At 61.1% G+C, this 19,865-nt stretch carries 15 protein-coding genes; 11 read left to right on the top strand and 4 right to left on the bottom strand.

Going from position 1 to position 19,865, the window contains the following annotated elements:
- Positions 1–27: 27 nt before the first annotated feature.
- A complete protein-coding gene (locus ACXJKE_RS20490) occupies positions 28–513 on the bottom strand; it encodes an Lrp/AsnC family transcriptional regulator (protein ID WP_457282419.1) in 486 nt (161 codons plus the stop codon).
- Positions 514–698: 185 nt separating this feature from the next.
- Here ACXJKE_RS20490 and ACXJKE_RS20485 point away from each other — a divergent pair, with 185 nt between their 5' ends.
- The 5 genes from ACXJKE_RS20485 to ACXJKE_RS20465 all read left to right on the top strand — a co-directional run bounded on the left by ACXJKE_RS20485 (position 699) and on the right by ACXJKE_RS20465 (position 10,266).
- Entirely contained in the window at positions 699–4,265 is a 3,567-nt protein-coding gene (locus tag ACXJKE_RS20485; RefSeq protein WP_457282418.1) for an indolepyruvate ferredoxin oxidoreductase family protein, read from the top strand.
- 229 nt (positions 4,266–4,494) lie between these two features.
- Positions 4,495–4,836, top strand: a complete 342-nt coding sequence (gene yajC, locus ACXJKE_RS20480; protein ID WP_457282417.1) for a preprotein translocase subunit YajC — start codon at positions 4,495–4,497, stop codon at positions 4,834–4,836.
- A gap of 68 nt (positions 4,837–4,904) precedes the next feature.
- Positions 4,905–6,779 (top strand): protein translocase subunit SecD, encoded by a 1,875-nt coding sequence (secD, locus tag ACXJKE_RS20475; protein WP_457282416.1) that lies wholly within the window; start codon positions 4,905–4,907, stop codon positions 6,777–6,779.
- A 42-nt stretch (positions 6,780–6,821) separates the two neighbouring features.
- Complete coding sequence (secF, locus tag ACXJKE_RS20470; protein WP_457282415.1) at positions 6,822–7,775, top strand: protein translocase subunit SecF; 954 nt, start codon at positions 6,822–6,824, stop codon at positions 7,773–7,775.
- 28 nt (positions 7,776–7,803) lie between these two features.
- Positions 7,804–10,266: a DUF1631 family protein gene (locus tag ACXJKE_RS20465; protein ID WP_457282414.1), complete on the top strand. Its 2,463-nt coding sequence runs from the start codon at positions 7,804–7,806 to the stop codon at positions 10,264–10,266.
- Positions 10,267–10,332: 66 nt separating this feature from the next.
- On the opposite strand, the gene ACXJKE_RS20460 is transcribed toward ACXJKE_RS20465, so the two are convergent.
- The 3 genes from ACXJKE_RS20460 to ACXJKE_RS20450 all read right to left on the bottom strand — a co-directional run bounded on the left by ACXJKE_RS20460 (position 10,333) and on the right by ACXJKE_RS20450 (position 13,382).
- On the bottom strand, positions 10,333–10,845 hold the full coding sequence (locus ACXJKE_RS20460; RefSeq protein WP_457282413.1) for a DUF494 domain-containing protein: 513 nt from the start codon (positions 10,843–10,845) through the stop codon (positions 10,333–10,335).
- 59 nt (positions 10,846–10,904) lie between these two features.
- Positions 10,905–12,053 carry a DNA-processing protein DprA gene (dprA, locus tag ACXJKE_RS20455; RefSeq protein WP_457282412.1) on the bottom strand — a complete coding sequence of 383 codons (1,149 nt, stop codon included), beginning with the start codon at positions 12,051–12,053 and terminating at the stop codon, positions 10,905–10,907.
- 105 nt (positions 12,054–12,158) lie between these two features.
- A complete protein-coding gene (locus ACXJKE_RS20450) occupies positions 12,159–13,382 on the bottom strand; it encodes a LysM peptidoglycan-binding domain-containing protein (RefSeq protein WP_457282459.1) in 1,224 nt (407 codons plus the stop codon).
- A gap of 217 nt (positions 13,383–13,599) precedes the next feature.
- Here ACXJKE_RS20450 and def point away from each other — a divergent pair, with 217 nt between their 5' ends.
- The 6 genes from def to pyk all read left to right on the top strand — a co-directional run bounded on the left by def (position 13,600) and on the right by pyk (position 19,590).
- A complete protein-coding gene (gene def, locus ACXJKE_RS20445; protein ID WP_457282411.1) occupies positions 13,600–14,121 on the top strand; it encodes a peptide deformylase in 522 nt (173 codons plus the stop codon).
- 84 nt (positions 14,122–14,205) lie between these two features.
- Positions 14,206–15,282 carry a methionyl-tRNA formyltransferase gene (locus ACXJKE_RS20440; RefSeq protein ID WP_457282410.1) on the top strand — a complete coding sequence of 359 codons (1,077 nt, stop codon included), beginning with the start codon at positions 14,206–14,208 and terminating at the stop codon, positions 15,280–15,282.
- Positions 15,283–15,316: 34 nt separating this feature from the next.
- The gene (locus ACXJKE_RS20435; RefSeq protein ID WP_457282409.1) at positions 15,317–16,063 is read left to right on the top strand and encodes an AzlC family ABC transporter permease; all 747 of its coding nucleotides are present in this window, start codon (positions 15,317–15,319) and stop codon (positions 16,061–16,063) included.
- Positions 16,060–16,395: an AzlD domain-containing protein gene (locus ACXJKE_RS20430; protein WP_457282408.1), complete on the top strand. Its 336-nt coding sequence runs from the start codon at positions 16,060–16,062 to the stop codon at positions 16,393–16,395. The genes ACXJKE_RS20435 and ACXJKE_RS20430 overlap by 4 nt, the downstream gene beginning before the upstream one ends.
- A 388-nt stretch (positions 16,396–16,783) precedes the next feature.
- Positions 16,784–17,977: a phosphoglycerate kinase gene (locus tag ACXJKE_RS20425; RefSeq protein WP_457282407.1), complete on the top strand. Its 1,194-nt coding sequence runs from the start codon at positions 16,784–16,786 to the stop codon at positions 17,975–17,977.
- Between the two features lie 179 nt (positions 17,978–18,156).
- Entirely contained in the window at positions 18,157–19,590 is a 1,434-nt protein-coding gene (gene pyk, locus ACXJKE_RS20420; protein WP_457282458.1) for a pyruvate kinase, read from the top strand.
- The last annotated feature ends 275 nt before the right edge of the window (positions 19,591–19,865 follow it).

Here is a 19,865-nt window from a genome sequence, read left to right as displayed (position 1 = left end):
GGGTTGCAAGCACTATTTACTTGAATTTTAGACTGTAACCCGCGTCAGGTGCCCGAGCGGCAGTGCGCTGCTCGCCTTGACCTCACCCAGCGAAAAACTGGTGTGCAGGTCTTTCACATTGGGCAGGTTGATCAGGTTTTGCAGCGCAAACTTGCTGAAAGCCTCCAGGTCTTGCGCTACCACCTGCAGCTCGAAAGTGCCGGTGCCGCTGATGTAGTGGCAAGAGACGATCTCCGGCAGCTTCTTGATGGCCTCTTCCAGCTGGCGCGTTGCGTCGCCACTGTTGCGGTCAGCGTCCAGCCGCACAAAGGCCAGAACGCCCAGCCCGATCTTGTGGCGGTTGATCTCGGCACGGTAGCCGGTGATGAAGCCCGATTCTTCCAGCGCCCGCACCCGCCGCCAGCAGGGCGCGGCCGACAGGCCCACACGGGAGGCCAATTCCGTGTTCGTCAACCGGGCGTCGAGTTGCAACTCATTCAGGATCGCGATGTCAAACTTGTCTAATGTTTCCATGTTTGCCACTTTACAGCAATATCCTTTCTGGAAGTGCCATAAATCGGGCAAACAAAGCAAAGACATATCACGGCTGGCGGCATACACTTTGCATGCAACTAGAGGGCGCCCCCTATCCGGGGGTGACCCTTCTGCCGGCCTGCCCACAAGGCGGTACTAAAAAACAGTCCTGGAGACCCACGAACATGAACGCGCCCCTACCTGAACACATCCGCAAAGCGCTAGAGACCGTCACGCTTGACGATAAATATTCTTTAGGCCACGGCCGCGCTTTCATGAGCGGTGTCCAGGCGCTGGTCCGCCTGCCCATGCTGCAGCGCACGCGCGATGCGATCGAGGGGTTGAACACGGCGGGTTTTATCAGTGGCTACCGCGGCTCGCCGCTGGGCGGCTATGACCAGGCCCTGTGGGCCGCCAAAAAGCACCTGGCTGCACAAAACATCGTGTTCCAGCCCGGTGTCAATGAAGAGCTGGGTGCCACGGCCGTCTGGGGCACGCAGCAACTCGACCTGTATCCGCAAAGCAAAAAATTCGACGGCGTATTCGGCATCTGGTACGGCAAGGGCCCAGGCGTGGACCGCTGCTCCGACGTCTTCAAGCATGCCAACATGGCGGGCACGGCCAAACACGGCGGCGTGATCGCCATTGCCGGCGACGACCATGTCTCCAAAAGTTCCACCGCCGCCCACCAGAGCGACCACATCTTCAAGGCCTGCGGCCTGCCGGTGTTCTTTCCTTCCAATGTGCAGGACATCCTCGACATGGGGCTGCATGCGTTTGCCATGAGCCGCTTTTCCGGCGTCTGGTCGGGCATGAAAACCATCCAGGAAGTTGTCGAGTCGTCCAGCTCCATCCTGGTCGATCCGGACCGCGTGAAGATCATCATTCCCGAAGATTTCGAGATGCCGGCCGGCGGCCTGCACATCCGCTGGCCCGACGCGCCGCTGGAGCAGGAAGCGCGGCTGATGGACTACAAGTGGTACGCGGCGCTCGCGTACATTCGCGCCAACAAGCTGAACTACAACGTCATCGCCGGCCCCAAAGACCGGTTCGGCCTGATCGCCAGCGGCAAGGCCTTCAACGACACGCGTCAGGCCCTGGCCGACCTGGGCCTGGACGAAGAGACCTGCCACCAGCTCGGCATTCGCCTGCACAAGGTCAACGTTGTCTGGCCGCTGGAGGCCACCATCACGCGCGACTTCGCCGAAGGCCTGCAGGAAATCCTGGTGGTCGAGGAAAAACGCCAGGTCATCGAATACCAGATCAAGGAAGAGCTCTACAACTGGCGTGCCGATGTGCGCCCCAATGTGCTGGGCAAGTTCGATGAACCTGAAGGCGACCAGTCGGGCGGCGAATGGGGCCGTTCCAACCCGAGCGACAACTGGCTGCTGCGCGCCAAGGCCGACCTGACGCCGGCCATCATCGCCAAGGCGATTGCCAAGCGGTTGAAGAAACTGGGCGTGCCCGCAGACATCATCTCCCGCATGGACGAGCGCCTGGCCGTCATCGAAGGGCGCGAGCGCGCCCTGGCCGCCGGCAAAGCCGACACCGGCGAGCGCGCGCCCTGGTTTTGCAGCGGCTGCCCGCACAACACCAGCACGCGCGTGCCCGAAGGCTCGCGCGCCGTGGCCGGCATCGGCTGCCACTACATGGCAACCTGGATGGACCGCTCCACCTCCACCTTCACCCAGATGGGCGGCGAGGGCGTGACATGGGTGGGCCAGGCGGCTTTTACGACCGACGAACACATCTTTGCCAACCTGGGCGACGGCACCTACTTCCACAGCGGGCTGCTGGCGATCCGCCAGGCCATCGCCTCGGGTGTGAACATCACTTACAAGATCCTCTACAACGACGCGGTCGCCATGACGGGCGGCCAGCAGGTCGGCGAGCGGCCCGAAGGCCATTCGGTGCTGCAGATCATGCAAAGCCTGCGTGCCGAAGGCGTGGCCAAACTGGTCATCGTGACCGATGAGCCGCAGAAATACGACGGCGCGCCGCTGCTCGAAGGCGTGACGGTGCACCACCGCGACGAGCTGGACCGCATCCAGCGCGAGTTCCGCGAGATCAAGGGCACGACCGCGATCATTTACGACCAGACCTGCGCGACCGAAAAGCGCCGCCGCCGCAAACGCGGCACCCTGGTGGACCCTGAAAAGCGCGTGGTGATCAACGAGCTTGTCTGCGAAGGCTGCGGCGATTGCTCAGTGCAGTCCAACTGCCTGTCAGTGGAGCCGCTGGAAACCGAGTTCGGCCGCAAACGCCGCATCAACCAGAACACCTGCAACAAGGATTACTCCTGCGTGAAGGGCTTTTGCCCCAGCTTTGTCACTGTCGAAGGCGGGCAGCTGAAGAAGCCAAAAAAAGACAAGAAAGGCGCACCCAGCAGCCTGTTTGTGGTTCCCGAGCCCGTGTTGCCGGTGGCGGAAAACGCCTGGGGTATCGTGGTAGGCGGCGTGGGAGGCACCGGCGTCATCACCATCGGCCAATTGCTGGGCATGGCAGCCCACATTGAGGGCAAGGGTGTGGTCACGCAGGATGCGGGCGGCCTGGCGCAAAAAGGCGGCGCCACCTGGAGCCACATCCAGATCGCCAACCGGCCGGAAGCCATTTACACGACCAAGGTCGACACCGCCAAGGCCGACCTGGTGATTGGCTGCGACCCGATCGTGGCGGCCAGCAAGTACACGCTCACCGTCATGCAGCCGGGCCGCACCTACGTAGCCATGAACTCGCACGGTACGCCGACGGCGGCCTTTGTGACCAACCCTGCCTGGCAGTTCCCTGGTGGCAATTGCGAGACGGCCGTGACTGCTGCAGTGGGCGCTGACTTGCTCGGTAGCTTCGATGCAGAGCAGGTGGCGGTGCAATTGGTCGGTGACTCGATCTATACCAACCCGCTCATGCTCGGCTTTGCCTGGCAAAAAGGCCGGGTGCCGCTGTCGCATGCTGCGTTGATGCGGGCCATTGAACTCAATGGCGTGCAAATCGACAACAACAAGGCAGCTTTTGAGTGGGGCCGGCGCTGCGCGCACGACCTGGCTGCTGTGCAGGCCTTGTTCAAGGCAGCCCAGGTGATCGAGTTCGTCAAACGGCCCGCACTGGCCGACATGCTGGCCAAGCGGATTGACTTCCTGACGGCCTACCAGAATGCGGCTTATGCGCAGACCTACCAGGCCTTCGTCGAGAAGGTGCGCGCCGCGGAAGCGCCGCTGGGCAAGACGCTGCTGACCGAGGCGGTGGCTCGCTACCTCTTCAAATTAATGGCTTACAAAGACGAGTATGAAGTGGCGCGCCTGCACACCGACACTGGTTTCCTGAACAAAGTCAACGGCATGTTTGAAGGCGACTTCAAGCTCAATTACCACCTGGCGCCGCCCATGATTGCGTCCAAAAACGACAAGGGCGAGCTGCAGAAGAAGCAGTTCGGCCCCTGGATGCTGGGCGCATTCAAGGTGTTGGCTCGCCTGAAAGGTCTGCGCGGCACGCCGCTGGATGTCTTTGGCCGCACGGAGGAGCGGCGCACCGAGCGGGCCCTGATTGAGGAATACAAGGCGAGCCTGCAGGACGTGATGGCAGGCCTGACGGCCGAAAACCACGCCACGGCGCTGGAAATTGCCCGGATTCCGGAAATGATCAAGGGTTATGGCCATGTCAAGGCACGCCACCTGGCCGCAGCGCGGCCCCAGTGGGCCGCGTTGATGGAGTCCTTTCGTACCCCCGGATCTACCGTTCAGCGGGAAGCGGCTTAAAGCCTGGACCGGCGCCGGCCTCGCCGCCGGTCCGGTGTTTCCTTCATGGGACGGCTTTGCTGCGGAGCTTGCAGCGGCCCTTTGCGCGCAACCCGGCTTGAAAAGCCCCTGGCGCGCGCCAGTTACCCCCTTCTGCGGATGCCCCGCCGCATACAATCGTGAACTCTGTGCGCTGTCCGTGCCGGATGGCGCGCGCCAGTGTGTCTTTTAAATCGTTGTGGAGTTAGCCGTGTTCATTTCTTCTGCCTTTGCCCAAACCGCTCCCGCTGCTGCCGCCGGCGGCGACATGATGTCCTCGCTGACGGGCATGCTGCCTCTGGTGCTGATGTTCGTAGTCCTGTACTTCGTCATGATCCGCCCGCAGATGAAAAAGCAGAAAGAGCATCGCGCCATGATTGAGGCGCTGGCCAAGGGCGATGAAGTCGCCACCGCTGGCGGCCTGCTGGGCAAGGTGACCAAGCTGGGCGACGTGTACCTGACCCTCGAACTGGCGCCAGGCGTCGAAGTCCAGCTGCAGCGCAGCGCGATCATTCAGGTGCTGCCCAAAGGCGCTATCACCCCAGCCAAATAAGGCTTTCGCCGGCCGCAACGGCCGGCAGGCCTGACTTTGTTCATCCGTCCACCAGGAACAGCCCTCTCATGAATCGTTATCCGGCCTGGAAGTACGCCATCATTGTGATTGCGCTCATCGTCGCAGCCCTGTACACGCTGCCCAACTTTTTCGGCGAAGCGCCTGCGGTCCAGGTTTCCAGCGCCAAGTCCACCGTCAAGATCGACAGTACGACGATGGCGAAAGTGGAGCAAATATTGAAGGAAGCCGGCGTTACGGCGGATGTCATCGCCCTGGACGGCAATTCCGTCAAGGCGCGGTTTGGCGATACCGACACGCAACTCAAGGCCAAGGACGCGATTCAGAAAGCGCTGGCCCCTGATGCGGGGGACTCCGGTTATGTGGTGGCGCTTAACCTGTTGTCCCGATCGCCTGCATGGCTGACATCGTTGCATGCAAACCCCATGTATCTGGGGCTGGATTTGCGTGGAGGCGTGCACTTCATGCTGCAGGTAGACATGCAGGCCGCGCTGGCCAAGCGTGCCGAGTCCCTGGCCGGAGATGTCCGGATGTCGTTGCGCGAAAAAAATATCCGGCACGGTGGCATCGCCCGCAACGGCCAGGCTATTGACATCAAGGTGCGTGACTCGGCCACGCTGGCATCTGCAAAAGGCCTGATTCAGGACCAGTTTCCAGACCTGCAGACGATGGAGGTGCCGGAAGGAACCGAGTACAAACTGACGGCCACGATCAAGCCCGAGGCTGCGCGCCGCATCCAGGACCAGGCCCTCAAGCAGAACATGGTGACGCTGCACAACCGGATCAACGAGCTTGGGGTGGCTGAGCCGGTGATCCAGCAACAGGGCGCAGACCGTATCGTGGTACAGCTGCCGGGCGTGCAGGACACGGCAAAGGCCAAGGATATTCTGGGGCGCACGGCGACCCTGGAAATGCGTCTGGTGGATGACAGCGCTGAGGCCCGTGCAGCCATGACCGGGGGAGGCATGGTTCCCTTCGGCTCGGAAAAATTCCCTGATATCAGCGGCAATCCGGTGATTGTGAAGAAGCAGGTCCTTGTCACCGGCGAGAGCCTGACGGATGCCCAGGCCGGCTTCGATTCGCAAAAGCAGGAACCCAATGTATCCCTGACGCTGGATGCCAAGGGTGGACGGGTGATGCGCGAAACAAGCCGCGAGAACATGGACAAGCCGATGGCCATCCTGCTGTTCGAAAAGGGCAAAGGGCAGGCTATTTCGGTGGCAACCATTCGCGGGGAATTGGGTACACGGTTCAGCATCTCGGGTGCCATGAATATCAACGCAGCCAACGATCTCGCCCTGTTGCTGCGTGCGGGCTCGCTGGCCGCTCCCATGGAAATCATTGAAGAGCGCACCATTGGCCCGACGCTGGGCGCCGATAACATTGCCAAGGGCTTTCACAGCGTGTCGTGGGGCTTTGTCGTGATCGTGGCGTTTATGGCGATCTACTACATGCTTTTTGGCCTGTTTTCCGGCCTGGCGCTTGCCGTCAACCTGCTGTTGCTGGTCGCGGTGCTGTCCATGCTGCAGGCTACCTTGACCTTGCCTGGCATGGCGGCGATGGCGCTTGCGCTGGGCATGGCCATCGACTCCAATGTGCTGATCAATGAGCGTGTGCGCGAAGAATTGCGAAACGGTGCCTCCGCGCAAGCGGCGATTCATGCAGGCTATGAGCGGGCCTGGGCAACCATTCTGGATTCCAACACCTCGACATTGATTGTGGGTCTTGCGTTGCTGGCTTTTGGGTCCGGCCCGGTCCGCGGCTTCGCCGTGGTGCATTGCATCGGTATCCTGACCAGCATGTTCTCGGCGGTGTTTTTCTCGCGCGGCCTGGTCAACCTCTGGTATGGCCGCCAGAAGAAGCTCAAGACGGTTTCCATTGGCACTGTGTGGCGGCCCACCACTTCGGGTGCGGTGGCGAAGTAAGCCCACGCCCGGCCCTTTTCCTGAATTTCCCAAGGACTCCAGATGGAATTTTTCAAAATCCAGCGTGACATTCCGTTTATGCGGCACGCCCTGATCTTCAATGCCATCAGCTTTGCCACGTTCGCTTTGGCCGTATTCTTCCTGTTCTCGCGCGGCTTGCACCTGTCCGTCGAATTCACCGGCGGCACCCTGATGGAGGTGAACTACACCCAGGCTGCCGACGTCGGGAAAATCCGCGATACGGTGGCAGGGCTGGGCTTCGCCGATGTGCAGGTCCAGAATTTCGGCACCTCACGCGACGTGATGATTCGCTTGCCGGCACAAAAGGGCGTAAGCACTGCGCAGCAAAGCGACAAGGTGCTTGCGGCCCTGAAGGCTGCCAGCCCGGATGTGACGCTGCGGCGCGCTGAATTCGTCGGCCCACAGGTGGGCGAGGAGCTTGCCCACGACGGGCTGAAGGCGCTCGCCATGGTGGTCTTCGGCATCATGGTCTATCTGGCTTTCCGCTTCGAATGGAAATATGCCGTGGCGGCCATCATCGCCAATTTGCACGACGTCGTGATCATTTTGGGGTTCTTCGCTTTCTTCCAGTGGGAGTTTTCACTGGCTGTGCTGGCTGCTGTGCTGGCGGTGCTGGGCTACTCCGTCAATGAGTCGGTAGTGATCTTTGACCGGATTCGCGAGAACTTTCGACGCTATCGCAAGATGAATACCACCGAGATCATCGACAACGCGATCACGTCCACCATCAGCCGTACCATCATTACCCACGGTTCCACCCAGATCATGGTGCTGTCCATGCTTCTCTTTGGCGGGCCGACCCTGTTTTACTTTGCCCTGGCGTTGACCATCGGCATCCTGTTCGGGATCTATTCGTCGGTGTTTGTTGCCGCTGCAATCGCCATGTGGCTTGGCATTCGGCGTGAGGACCTGATGAAAGGGCCGGCCAAAAAAGACGAGGATCCCAACGACCCCAACGCCGGGGCCACGGTGTAAGCTATGACTTAATCATCCTAGGGCGGCTGTGGCTCCAAGTAACAAAAATAGCAGGGTTCTGGTCGAGCAGGCACGTGCGCTGTTTGCGGAGCGTGCTGTACGCGTACTGCCTGCACTGGCGAAAACCATTCAAGACAGGCTCACTGCCGCAGTTGATCAGCCCGGCGGTGTCCGGGAAATGCAGGACCGGCGTGATGCCTGGATGGCTTTCCAGAAAAGTGGTGCCACCTGGGTTCGTGGCACAACCGCCGCATGGACCACTGCCCAGACGATTCCTGCGCCAAACTCGCCCTCGAGGTTTGCCGACAGCGGCAAATTTGAATTGATGGGTAACGACGTGATGGAGGACAAAATCCTTGCTTCGCGGCTCGCGCTTCGGTTGCTGGACTTCGCAAGCTGGGAGTTGAACGACCTCCGGTTGCGCATCCAAAACCTGGAGGCCGTCACGGAATTGCACAAGCAGGACATTCTTCGCCCCGAGGTGCTTGCCCAGCACATGGTTGAGCAATGGAGTCTTGCATCGCTGCCACGGGATGTCTGGCTCGTTGTCCAGGATGTCATCCAGAAGGACATGGGCACACACCTGCTGGAGACTTACCATGCCACCAACGAGTTTTTGGTGCAGCAGGGGGTGATGGCGGAAATCGACTTACGACCGCTGGTCAAACGCACACCCTCCGCTGCGGATGCCGGAGCGTCTGCCAGGAAAGCCTCCACTTCCGAGAAGGAACGCGGCAAATTCGGCGGCGAAACCGGCTCCAGGACCGGCGGGTCTGAAGGCGGTGGCGCACGTGGTTTTGGCGGAGGCCAGGGCGATGGGCCTGATAGCCGGGTTCAGGGTGTGGGTGGCGGGCGATCTTCAGCTTCTGCCGGCCGTCAGGGTGCAGCTTCTCGAGGTGCGGCGTCCGAAGGGGCAGGGTCGCAGCCAGGCGTATCCAGGCAAGGCGGCGCAGTCTACGATGAAACCCGCATGCAAACGGCGACGACGCCGCTCGCCAGGGCACGCATGAGGGCCCAGGGTGTGATGGGGCACCTCAAGCGTTTGCTGTCGAACCAGGTCGCAGGCTTCGACGATACCCACCCCACACAGGCGTCGCCTCAGCTCGCGCAGGCCATGGTGAGTGTGCAGAAGCAGGAAGAAACCGGTGCAGAGCGTACCTTGCTCGCAGATGCGCAAGGGCAGATCTATGGCCAGGTGCATGTCGACAATGCTGCTACTGCCTTGCGGGAACGAACCAATACGCTCAAGCAGGCGGCGTCCACCTCATCCGAGAAGGCGACGATTGAAATCGTCGCCCTGATGTTCCAGAGCATTCTTGCCGAAGACCGCATTCCGCCTGTGATCCGGGTCTGGTTTGCCCGTTTGCAGATGCCGGTATTGCGTGTGGCGATTTCCGAGCCAGAGTTCTTTGAGTCGCTGCAGCATCCTGCACGCCGGTTGATCGACCGCATGGGCTCCTGCGTATTGGGCTTTGACGTCACGGTGGCCGGCGGCGCCATGGAATCTGAAGTCAAGCGCATTGTGCAAGTGATAGAGCAGTATCCCGAAACAGGGCGCCGGGTGTTTCAGCTGGTTTATGACGAGTTCGAAAAGTTTTTATCCAAATTCCTTTCCGAGCATGGCAGCGCCGCCCGTGTTGTGAGCGTCGCGCAACAGGTCGAACAAAAAGAGACCATGACGATCCAGTACACCATTGAGATGCGGAACATGCTCAATGACATGCCGGTTCGTGACGAGATCCGCGAATTCCTCTTCAAGGTATGGGCCGAAGTACTGGCCATCGCCGCGATGAAGAACGGGCCGCAGCACGAGGAAACCATCACGCTCAAGCGGGCTGCCGCTGATCTGGTGTGGGCCGCGAGCGCCAAACCGAACCGCAATGATCGCGCCCGTGTGATTGCAGACCTGCCGAAATTGCTGCAGCTGCTGCGCCTGGGCATGTCCATGCTGGGCTTGGGTGTGTCTGACCAGGACGGGCACCTGAAGACCATCAGCGATACGCTGGCCGATGCATTCATGTCCAAAACCGACACCATTTCCCAGGAGCGGGTGGAGATCATGGCCAAACGGCTGATGAACCTGGAAGACTATCTTTCCGATGAGGACGTCGGCGACCTGCCGCTAGATACTGACAGCCTGGTCACCATGATCGGGATCGATGCTACCGACATTGAAGTGATCGCCGATGGTGGCAGCCAGCCCACGGAAGCCATGCGCGCATGGGCCCGGGAGCTCCAGGTAGGTACATGGTTCAGCCTGGACCACAACGGCAAGATCAGTCATGTGCAGTTTGCCTGGTGCAGTGATCGCAAGCAGTTGCACCTGTTTGCTTCTGCCGATGGCCGGAACTTCCTGATCCAGGCTCGTCGGCTCGCGGCCTACCTGCAGTCGGGTTTGCTGGTGCCTACGGAAGAGGAAGCGCTCACGGTACGTGCCACGCGCGACGCGCTTGCCAAGCTGGATGCAAATCCCGAGCGGTTGCTCGGCTAAGGGCCTCGTTGTCCGGCGTGCCCGGGCAACCGGTTCAAAAATGTCGTTTTTGTGCCGCAGTGCTATTCAGTGAGCAAGGCGACCTTCCGCGTCGTCGCACAATTCGTCCAGAACCAGCGCATCGGGTTCTTCGCCGAAGCTCCAATAGACCATCAATACGATGATTTTCAGGTCATCCAGCGTGACGGGGTCGCCCGGTGCCGCCATGGCACGGTCAATCACAATCTCGCGCATGTGCGGAGGCAATACGCCGGACGACTCAAGGAAGCTCACAAATCCCAGGCTCTGTGCGCCGAGTTGTGTTTGCTCGGCAACCGAATAAACGCGAAGGCTGTCGGGGGATTGGGGCTGAATGACCGGATGCGCACCGGGCTCGGTGAGCTCTGACGGGGCACTGGCCGGCAGACTGATTTGCGTGCCTTGGGCGGCGATATTCAAGCCGTCGAGCCAGACGAGGGCCGCCTGGATTTCTTCCGCCTCAAAACCCGCTGCTGTCAGTTTGCGGCCGAGCCGCTGAAGTTCGGGGCAAGCGTCACCTTGCCAGTAATTTTCGTAGACGTACACGAGTACTTCGAACATGCGTCCAATATAACGCAGTTGGCGGCAGCATTGTCAAGCCGGTGAAAAGAGTGCGGTGTTTATGCGTCAGCGCGTCGCTGGAACAGGCCGCCGGGAAGCCTGAACACCTGTCCGTCGAGTTCCAGCTCAAGTAGCTGTGCCTGCAGCATGGCTGTTTCGATCCCGGTTCGCGCCTGTAGTGTGTCCAGGCTCACCACGTCGAATCCCAGTGCGGCGATCAGGGCGGTAGATGAGGGGGACTCGACCAGGAGACCGGTTTCTTTCTCTGTTGACGTATATGCCGCTGCACCCGGCGCCACACCCCGCGCAGGGAGATTTAATTCCTCCAATATGTCCTGCGCAGTTTCCACCAGCTTGGCTCCCTGCTTGATCAGTGCGTGGCAGCCGCGTGACTGGGGCGAATGGATGGAGCCGGGTATGGCAAACACCTCTTTGCCCTGTTCGGCCGCCAGCCGCGCGGTGATCAGCGAGCCGGATTGCAGAGCCGCCTCGATGACCAGAGTGCCCAGCGACAGGCCGGAAATGATGCGGTTGCGTCTCGGGAAGTTCGCGGTCAGCGGTGGCGTGCCGAGCGGGAATTCGCTGATGATCATGCCTTGCTGCGCAATACGGTGCGCCAGCTCGAGATGTTTTTTGGGATAGACACGGTCTAGTCCGGTACCCACCACGGCAATGGTATCTCCGCCGGCTTGCATGGCGCCGTCGTGCGCCGCACCGTCGATACCCAAGGCCAGGCCTGACACAACGCAGAGTTTGGCACCGGCCAGGGCCTTGGCGAATTGGCGCGCATTAGCTTCGCCCTGCGGCGTCGGGTTGCGGCTGCCTACGATGGCTATATGGGCCACGGGGGATGGCGATAACGCCTGCGGCTGGGGTGCATGCTTGCCGAGCATGTAGAGCATCAGCGGGGGATCGGCGATGTCGAGCAAGGCCGCGGGGTAGGCCGCGTCTCCAATCGCGACCACCCGCCGGTGCTCGCCGGCCTGCAACCAGTCCAGCGTCATTTGCAGCTGGGCTGCCAGATTTGGAGGCTCTGCCCTGAGTGCGCGGGCCAATTTCTCCGAACCCAACTGTTCCAGCGCGGCTGAACTCTGGTCAAAAATCGCCTGCACTGATCCAAAAGCGGCTAGCAGCTTGCGGGAATTCTCATTTCCTACGCCCGTTGAGAGGGTCAGGCGCAACCAGGCCTGGAGCTCATGTTTTTCCACGTGATAGCCAGAGCTGAAAGGAAGAAAGGGTCAACGACTTCGAGAACTTGCCCCGAATGTAGGTGGGCTCGGATTACCGACGCCGGTGCGTTGCTTGTCCGCCGGTTAATTGGGGTTGGCGAAACGGTCCCCTACCTTCACGCCGTCAGTCACCTGAAGGACGAGAGCATAGGAAACGGCATCAAAAGTGCGAAACACCATCAACAGGCCATTTCGTTCGTTGGGCAACTTGATCTGCGTGCGGTTACTGTCGGTTTTGTCTTTCAGTCGTTCCCCGTCCTTGAGAATGGCCATGACATGGCCACGTTCCAGGCCATCCCTGGCGCCACGATTGATGACCACGACCTGGTTCTCCGCAGCATTGGTCACGGCACTTCCATAGATAGACACAATCTGTCCGGCAACGGCAGAAGAAGGCGCGTGCGGTATGTAATTCAGCAACTCGCGTGGCGGTTCAACCAACAGCCGGTCACCCACACGCATCTCTTCTTTGGTAGCAACGATGTCGATCGTCGCCGGCACGATTTCGGATTGCAGCTTGCCGTCTTTACCGGCTATTTCCGCAACCGATTCGCCGCGTGCTATTTCCGCCTTGCCGACGTATTGCGCCTCGTAGCCCAGAATCGCCTGGGTCGTCGGATCTTTCAGCGGCGTTGCGTTGCGAAACACCCGGTAATTGACCGGTTCGCCTTTTTCAATGCTCAGGGGTTTGCCGGTGGTGCTGCCGGTGCCGTATTGGCTACGCGCATAGGCGCGATCTCCGCGGCTAAGCAGAACGCGGCCTTCCTGGGCCGCCACAATGCGGGGCGCATTGGAAAGCATGGCCTCGTCGACGATCAAGGCCTCATTCAGGAAGGGCTCGATCAGGTTGGGCGCGATCGTGGGAATGGAGGTGTCTGCCAGGGTTTCAAAGCGGGTGCGCGGAGAAACTCGTACGGTGTCTGTCGGCGGGCCATCGGTTTGGGCCTGGCGGGTTCGCAAAACGGCACGCCCATCGGATTTCTCCAGATAGAGCTGTTGCCCCGGGTAAATGCGGTGAGGGTTGCGGATGTCCTGGAGGTTCATGCCCCATAGCTCGGGCCAGCGCCAGGCGTTTTTCAGAAATAAACCGGAAATTGCCCACAAGGTGTCGCCGCGCTTCACGGTGTAGGTATCGGGCGCATTGGGAGCCAGATCGCCCAGGGGAACGCCTGTCTGGGCCACTTGGGCTGCCGTGGCTTTTTGGTCGGCCGTGATGGGGAAGTTCTGAGCATGCAAGCCGACCGAAATGCCCAAAAGAGCTGCAGCGGCTATTGAAATTTGACTGAAACGACCAGAAATTGTTTGCATCTTGTAGGCCTTCGGCGCTTTTATGGGGCTAGGACGGCGTTTTCGGGGTGCAACCCCGCGAAAAAAACCGTGTTTATATCTTGATAAATCACTAACGATTTTGTACCTAAGCCCTTGATTAAGCAACGAATACACGATTCTGGGAATATCAGGATGCCGAAAAACAGAGAAAAGTGGCGAAAATAGCGACATCTCACCCATTGCCCAGCCTTCCTCCATGAGCCAGTTAACCATTCTTCGTTACCCCGACCCCCGCCTCCACACCGTTGCCAAGCCTGTGGCGGCCGTTGATGCGCGCCTGCGCAAGCTGGTCGACGACATGCTCGAAACCATGCACGAAGCGGCGGGCATCGGCCTGGCGGCAACCCAGGTGGATGTGCATGAGCGCCTGGTCGTGATTGATGTCAGCGAAGACCGGACCCAGCCCCTGGTGCTGGTCAATCCCGAGATTGTCTGGGCCAGCGAAGAAACACGCGTGGGCGACGAAGGCTGCCTGTCGGTGCCTGGTATTTATGACGGCGTGGAACGCTCTACCGCCATCAAGGTACAGGCGCTGGATCTAGACGGGAAGCTGCAGGTGCACGCAGCCGAAGGCATGCTGGCGGTTTGCATCCAGCATGAAATGGATCATCTGATGGGCAAGGTGTTTGTGGAGTACCTGTCCCCGCTGAAACGCAACCGCATCAAAACCAAGATGATCAAGCAGAAAAAGGACGAGGAGCGCGACTCGCCCCGTTAACCTGTCCGTACGTACGGACGTCGGCCGTCAGTACCGCGTGCCGGAACCACGGGATTTCCCTAGGAGTCTTTAGAATCGGACTCCATGCGTGTCATTTTTGCCGGTACCCCTGAGTTCGCCCGTGTGGCCCTTGAAAAGCTGCATGCAGCCGGTTTTGAGATTCCCCTCGTACTGAGCCAGCCTGACCGCCCCGCAGGCCGCGGCATGAAACTGCAGGCTTCGCCCGTCAAGCAATGGGCCGAAACCTCACACACGCCCATCGCCCAACCCAGAAGCTTGCGGCTGGACGGCAAATTCCCTGACGATGCCGCCGCGGCGCGCGAAGCCATCACCGCAGCACGCGCGGACGTCATGGTGGTGGCGGCCTACGGACTCATTCTTCCGCAGTGGGTTCTTGACGTTATGAGCCCGCAATTTTCCGCAGGGCCGCCCCAAGGAAAATTAGCCCCCACGGGGGGCAGCGCATTACACGAAGTGAAAAGCGTGGGGGTCGGGAAATTCGGCTGCCTCAATATCCACGCGTCGCTGTTGCCGAGATGGCGCGGTGCCGCGCCGATTCACCGGGCCATCGAAGCCGGTGATCCGGAAACCGGCGTCACCATCATGCAAATGGATGCCGGGCTGGACACGGGCGACATGCTCCTGACGGAAAAGCTGCGCATCGCACCTGGCGACACCACGGCTTCGCTGCACGACAGGCTGGCCAATCTGGGCGGGCGGCTCATCGTGGAGGCCCTCGAGATCGCTGCGTGCGGAGGCCTGCAGGCGGTCTCTCAGCCCGCAGAGGGCATCACTTACGCACACAAAATTGAAAAACATGAAGCATTGCTGGATTGGTCGCAAAGCGCTGCCGTACTCGAGCGGCGCATCCGGGCGTTCAACCCGTTTCCCGGCGCGGCCGGTGTTGTAGACGGGCAAACCCTCAAGTTCTGGCGTGCCGAAGTTCTGGCGGATGTGCGCCGGCCGGGCGGGGCCGAGGCCGGTGAAGTCCTTGCCGCAGGGCCACAAGGTGTGGACATTTGTGCCGCCGATGGCGTTCTGCGTGTGAGCCGGCTTCAAAAAGCCGGCGGCAAGGCGCTGGATGCGTCCGAGTTTTTGCGGGGGTTTGAGATACGTCCCGGCATGGTCTTCATTCAACCGGATATCGCCAGACAGGGGTGAAAAAAATGACGGGACAGAAAAGGGCGGGTTTTTTGTGAAGACATTCTTCAAGCATCCGGACTTCCGGCTCGGGGTGAGTGAGCTCGCCACCGTCGCGCCGGGTATCGCCGCCTGGGGCCTGATGACAGGCGTGGCGATGGTCAAGTCGGGCATGAGTCTTATCGAGGTGCTGCTGATGGCGGTGCTGGTTTTTGCCGGCAGTTCCCAACTGGCAGCCTTGCCACTTATCGTGGCTGGCGCACCCATGTGGGTGATTCTGGCCACCTCGTTTTGCGTCAACCTGCGCTTCATGGTCTTCAGCGCCCACCTGCGCCCCTATGTGATGCACCAGAGCTTGTGGCGCCGCATGGCTTTTGGCTACGGCATGGCCGACCTGAACTATGTGCTTTTTACCAAACGCTTCCCGCACCCGGCCGCCGATGCTGCCGGCATTGAAGCCCAGGACGCCTACTGGGTAGGCAGCTGCGGCATGAGCTGGGTCAGCTGGGTGGGCGCCACGCTGGTGGGAATCGCGCTGGCCAATTCCATTCCGCTGTCCTGGGGCCTGGGCTTTGCCGGCATCCTGGCGCTGCTGGGCATCATGTGGTCGCTGGCCACCACCCGACTGCGCGCGGTGTCTGCAGCCATCGCGGGTGCCGCCGCTGTCGCCACCTTCGCCTTGCCGCTCAAGTTCAATATCCTGGTGGGCATTGCCGTGGCCGTCATCGTCTGCCTGGTGCTGGAAAAATCAGCGCCGGCCAAGCCTGCGGTATCCACTCCCGGAACCGGAGACGCAGCATGAACCAGACGGATCTCTGGACGGTGGTGACCATCATCGGCATGACGCTGATGACCGTCCTCACGCGCTCCTTCTTTTTTCTCTCCAGCAAGCCCTGGACGCTGCCCGGCTGGGCGCAGCGCGGCCTGCATTACGCGCCCATTGCTGCGCTGGCCGCAGTGATCGTGCCGGAAATGGTGATGACGCAGGGCCACTTCATCGCAACCTGGAAAGACGCGCGGCTCTTTGCAGTAGTCGCCGGCACCGCCTGGTATTACTGGCGTCACGGCGTGCTGGGCACCATCCTGGCCGGCATGGCGGTGTATTTGCCGTTGCATATGGGGTTGAATTGGTAGCCCCCACGGTCGCTCACTTCGTGTAGCTCCCGAGGCCTTGCAGGCCGCGGCTCGCGAGACGCTGCGCCTCTGTCGCCCGTCCAAGCCTGCGCAGGCAGGCTTGGAGCCGCGGGCTCCAGCCCCTCGGGGGCCGCCCGCCCTTCGGCCCGGCAAAGCCGGTTCCGGGGCTCATGCTGGCCTGGTACGGCTCGCTTCGCATCGCGGTTGATGGTGGGCGCTATCAAATCAGTAGCTGCTTGCGCACGTTTTGCATGGGCGGGAGGCATCATTTGATGCTTCAATTTACGCTTTTCCGGCTTTGTCTGACGGGCCCAGGCACATACAGGCACCTACAATTTAGGGCTTTGGGCGCTGTGGCCCAAAGCATTTTTTATTTTGCGAGACATCCATGAACTTCATCCGTTTCTCCGACCTGTGTGCCAGCGGCAAAGTTGCCGGCAAGCGCGTGTTCATCCGTGCCGACCTCAACGTGCCGCAGGATGACAGCGGCAACATCACCGAAGACACGCGCATCCGCGCCTCGATTCCCTGCATCCAGATGGCGCTGGATGCCGGCGCCGCCGTGATGGTGACTTCCCATCTCGGTCGGCCGGTGGAGGGTGAATTCAAGCCTTCGGATTCGCTGGCGCCTGTGGCCAAACGGTTGGGCGAGCTGATGAAACGCGATGTTCCGCTGGCGTCGGGTTGGGTGGACGGTGTGGATGTCAAACCCGGCCAGCTGGTAATGCTGGAGAACTGCCGGCTGAACAAGGGCGAGAAGAAAAACAGCGAAGAGCTGGCGCGCAAGATGGCTGCGCTCTGCGATATTTTTGTGCACGATGCGTTCGGCACGGCGCACCGCGCTGAAGCCTCCACCTATGGCATTGCGCAGTACGCGCCCGTCGCCAGCGCCGGCCCGCTGCTGGCCGCCGAGATGGACGCCATCTCCAAAGCCCTTTCCAGCCCGCGCAGGCCGCTGGTTGCCATCGTGGCCGGCAGCAAGGTCTCGACCAAGCTCACCATCCTCAAGTCGCTCGCCGCCAATGTTGACCAGCTCATCGTGGGCGGCGGTATTGCCAACACCTTCATGCTGGCCGCCGGTTTGAAAATCGGCAAAAGCCTGGCCGAAGCCGATCTTCTGGCCGAAGCCAAAGCAGTGATCGACGCCATGAAGGCGCGTGGCGCCGAGGTGCCCATCCCGACCGATGTCGTCACCGCCAAAACCTTTGCCGCTGACGCGCCGGCTACCGTCAAGGCGGCCACTGACGTCGCCGATGACGACCTGATTCTTGATATCGGCCCGCAAACCACCGCGAGACTTGCGGCGCAGCTCAAGGCGGCCGGCACCATCGTGTGGAACGGCCCGGTCGGCGTGTTTGAGTTTGACGCGTTCGCCAAAGGCACCGAAGGCATTGCGCGCGCCGTTGCGGACAGCAGCGGGTTCTCTATCGCCGGAGGCGGGGACACGCTGGCCGCCATTGCCAAATACGGCATTGAAAAGCAGGTCGACTACATCTCGACCGGCGGCGGCGCTTTTCTGGAAGTGCTGGAAGGCAAGACGCTTCCGGCCTTTGAAATCCTGCAAAAGCGCGCGGGCCATTGAGGCGCTACTTGCAAAATACGGCAAACCGCGGTTTGCAGGTTCAGGGCGCGACACGTTGCATGCAGCGGGCCACCCTCCGGCTTCTGGCCAATACCCCGGCTGCGGCGATGGCTTGGTAACCGCTACGTAACTCATTCGTGTAAAAATAAGAAACTAAATTACAGGAGACAGACATGAAGATGCAGCGCCGCGGCACCAAAATCGTTGCCACCCTTGGCCCCGCCTCCAGCGATCCGGCCTTGCTGGAGCAGATGATTCGCGCTGGCGTCAACTGCGTGCGGCTGAATTTCAGCCACGGCACGGCGCAAGACCACATCGACCGTGCCAGGCTGGTGCGGGAGGCCGCCACCCGCGCCGGGCGCGAGGTCGCCATCATGGCCGACCTGCAGGGCCCGAAAATCCGTGTCGGTAAATTTGCCGAGGGCAAGGTGCAGCTTGAGCAAGGCATGAAGTTCGTGCTCGACGCGTCCCGCACCGAGCTGGGTGACATCAATGGCGTGGGCCTGGACTACAAGGAACTGCCGCGCGACGTCAAGGCCGGCGACACCCTGCTGCTCAACGACGGCCTGATCGTCATGACCGTGGACAAAGTAAAGGGCGAGCAGGTCCATGCGACGGTCAAGATTGGCGGCGTGTTGTCCAACAACAAGGGCATCAACAAGCAGGGCGGCGGCCTGACGGCGCCGGCGCTGACGGCCAAAGACATGGAAGACATTCGCACTGCGATGAGTTTCCAGGCCGACTATGTCGCAGTGAGCTTTCCGCAGAACGCCAGTGACATGGAAATGGCGCGCCAGCTGTGCAATGTGGCCGGCGCCGAGCACCGCCACAAGCCGGGGTTGATCGCCAAGATCGAGCGTGCCGAAGCGATCCCGAACCTGGAAGCCATCTGCAGGGCCAGCGACGGCATCATGGTCGCGCGCGGCGACCTGGCCATCGAGGTCGGCAATGCCGCTGTGCCGGCGCTGCAAAAACGCATGATCCGCATGGCCCGTGAGCTGGACAAGGTGGTCATCACCGCGACCCACATGATGGAATCCATGATCACCAACCCGGTGCCCACGCGCGCCGAGGTCAGCGACGTGGCCAACGCGGTGCTCGACGGCACCGACGCCGTCATGACCTCGGCCGAGACCGCCGCCGGCCGTTATCCGCTGGAGACCATTGTCGAGATGGCCAATATCTGCGCCGAAGCCGAAAAAGCCGAGGACGTGAAACTGGATGCCGACTTCACCGGCATGACCTTTGACCGCATTGACCAGTCCATCGCCATGGGCGCCCTGTTCACGGCCCACCACCTGGGTTGCAAGGCCATTGTGGCGCTGACCGACTCGGGCTCTACGGCGCTGTGGATGAGCCGCCACCGTATCCATATCCCCATCTACGCACTGACGCCAAAACTGGCGACCCAGCGCAAGATGGCGCTGTACCGCAATGTCAGGCCGCTGCTTATGGACCAGAGTGTCGAGCGCGACACTGCGCTCGGCGATGCCGAGGCCCACCTGAAAAAACGCGGCATCGTCGAAAGCGGTGACATTTATGCCATCACCTGCGGCGAACCCATGGGCGCGCCAGGCGGCACCAATATGCTGAAGATTTGCAGGGTAGCTTGAGCCCCCACGCTTTTCACTTCGTGTAATGCGCTGCCCCCCGAGGGGGCCGCCCGCCCTGCGGCCCGGCAAAGCCGAAAAATTGGCACACCCCTATCGGGCTCACTGCGTGTAGCCCTTTTCCCCTTGCAGGGGACCGCGCCTGCGGCCCGGCAAAGCCGGTTCCGCGGCCCATGCTGGCATGAAGAATCAGTAGCGTAACCAGCGGGGGTTTTCACCAGTGGGGGCCAAGGGTCCGGCTTCGCCGGCCCAAGGCGCCGCCCCCTCGAGGGGGGAAC

This window comes from Polaromonas sp. P5_D5 (assembly GCF_054049435.1).
The sequence above is the reverse complement of the archived record's forward strand: the minus strand, read 5'-3'. Positions and strand labels throughout refer to the sequence as shown.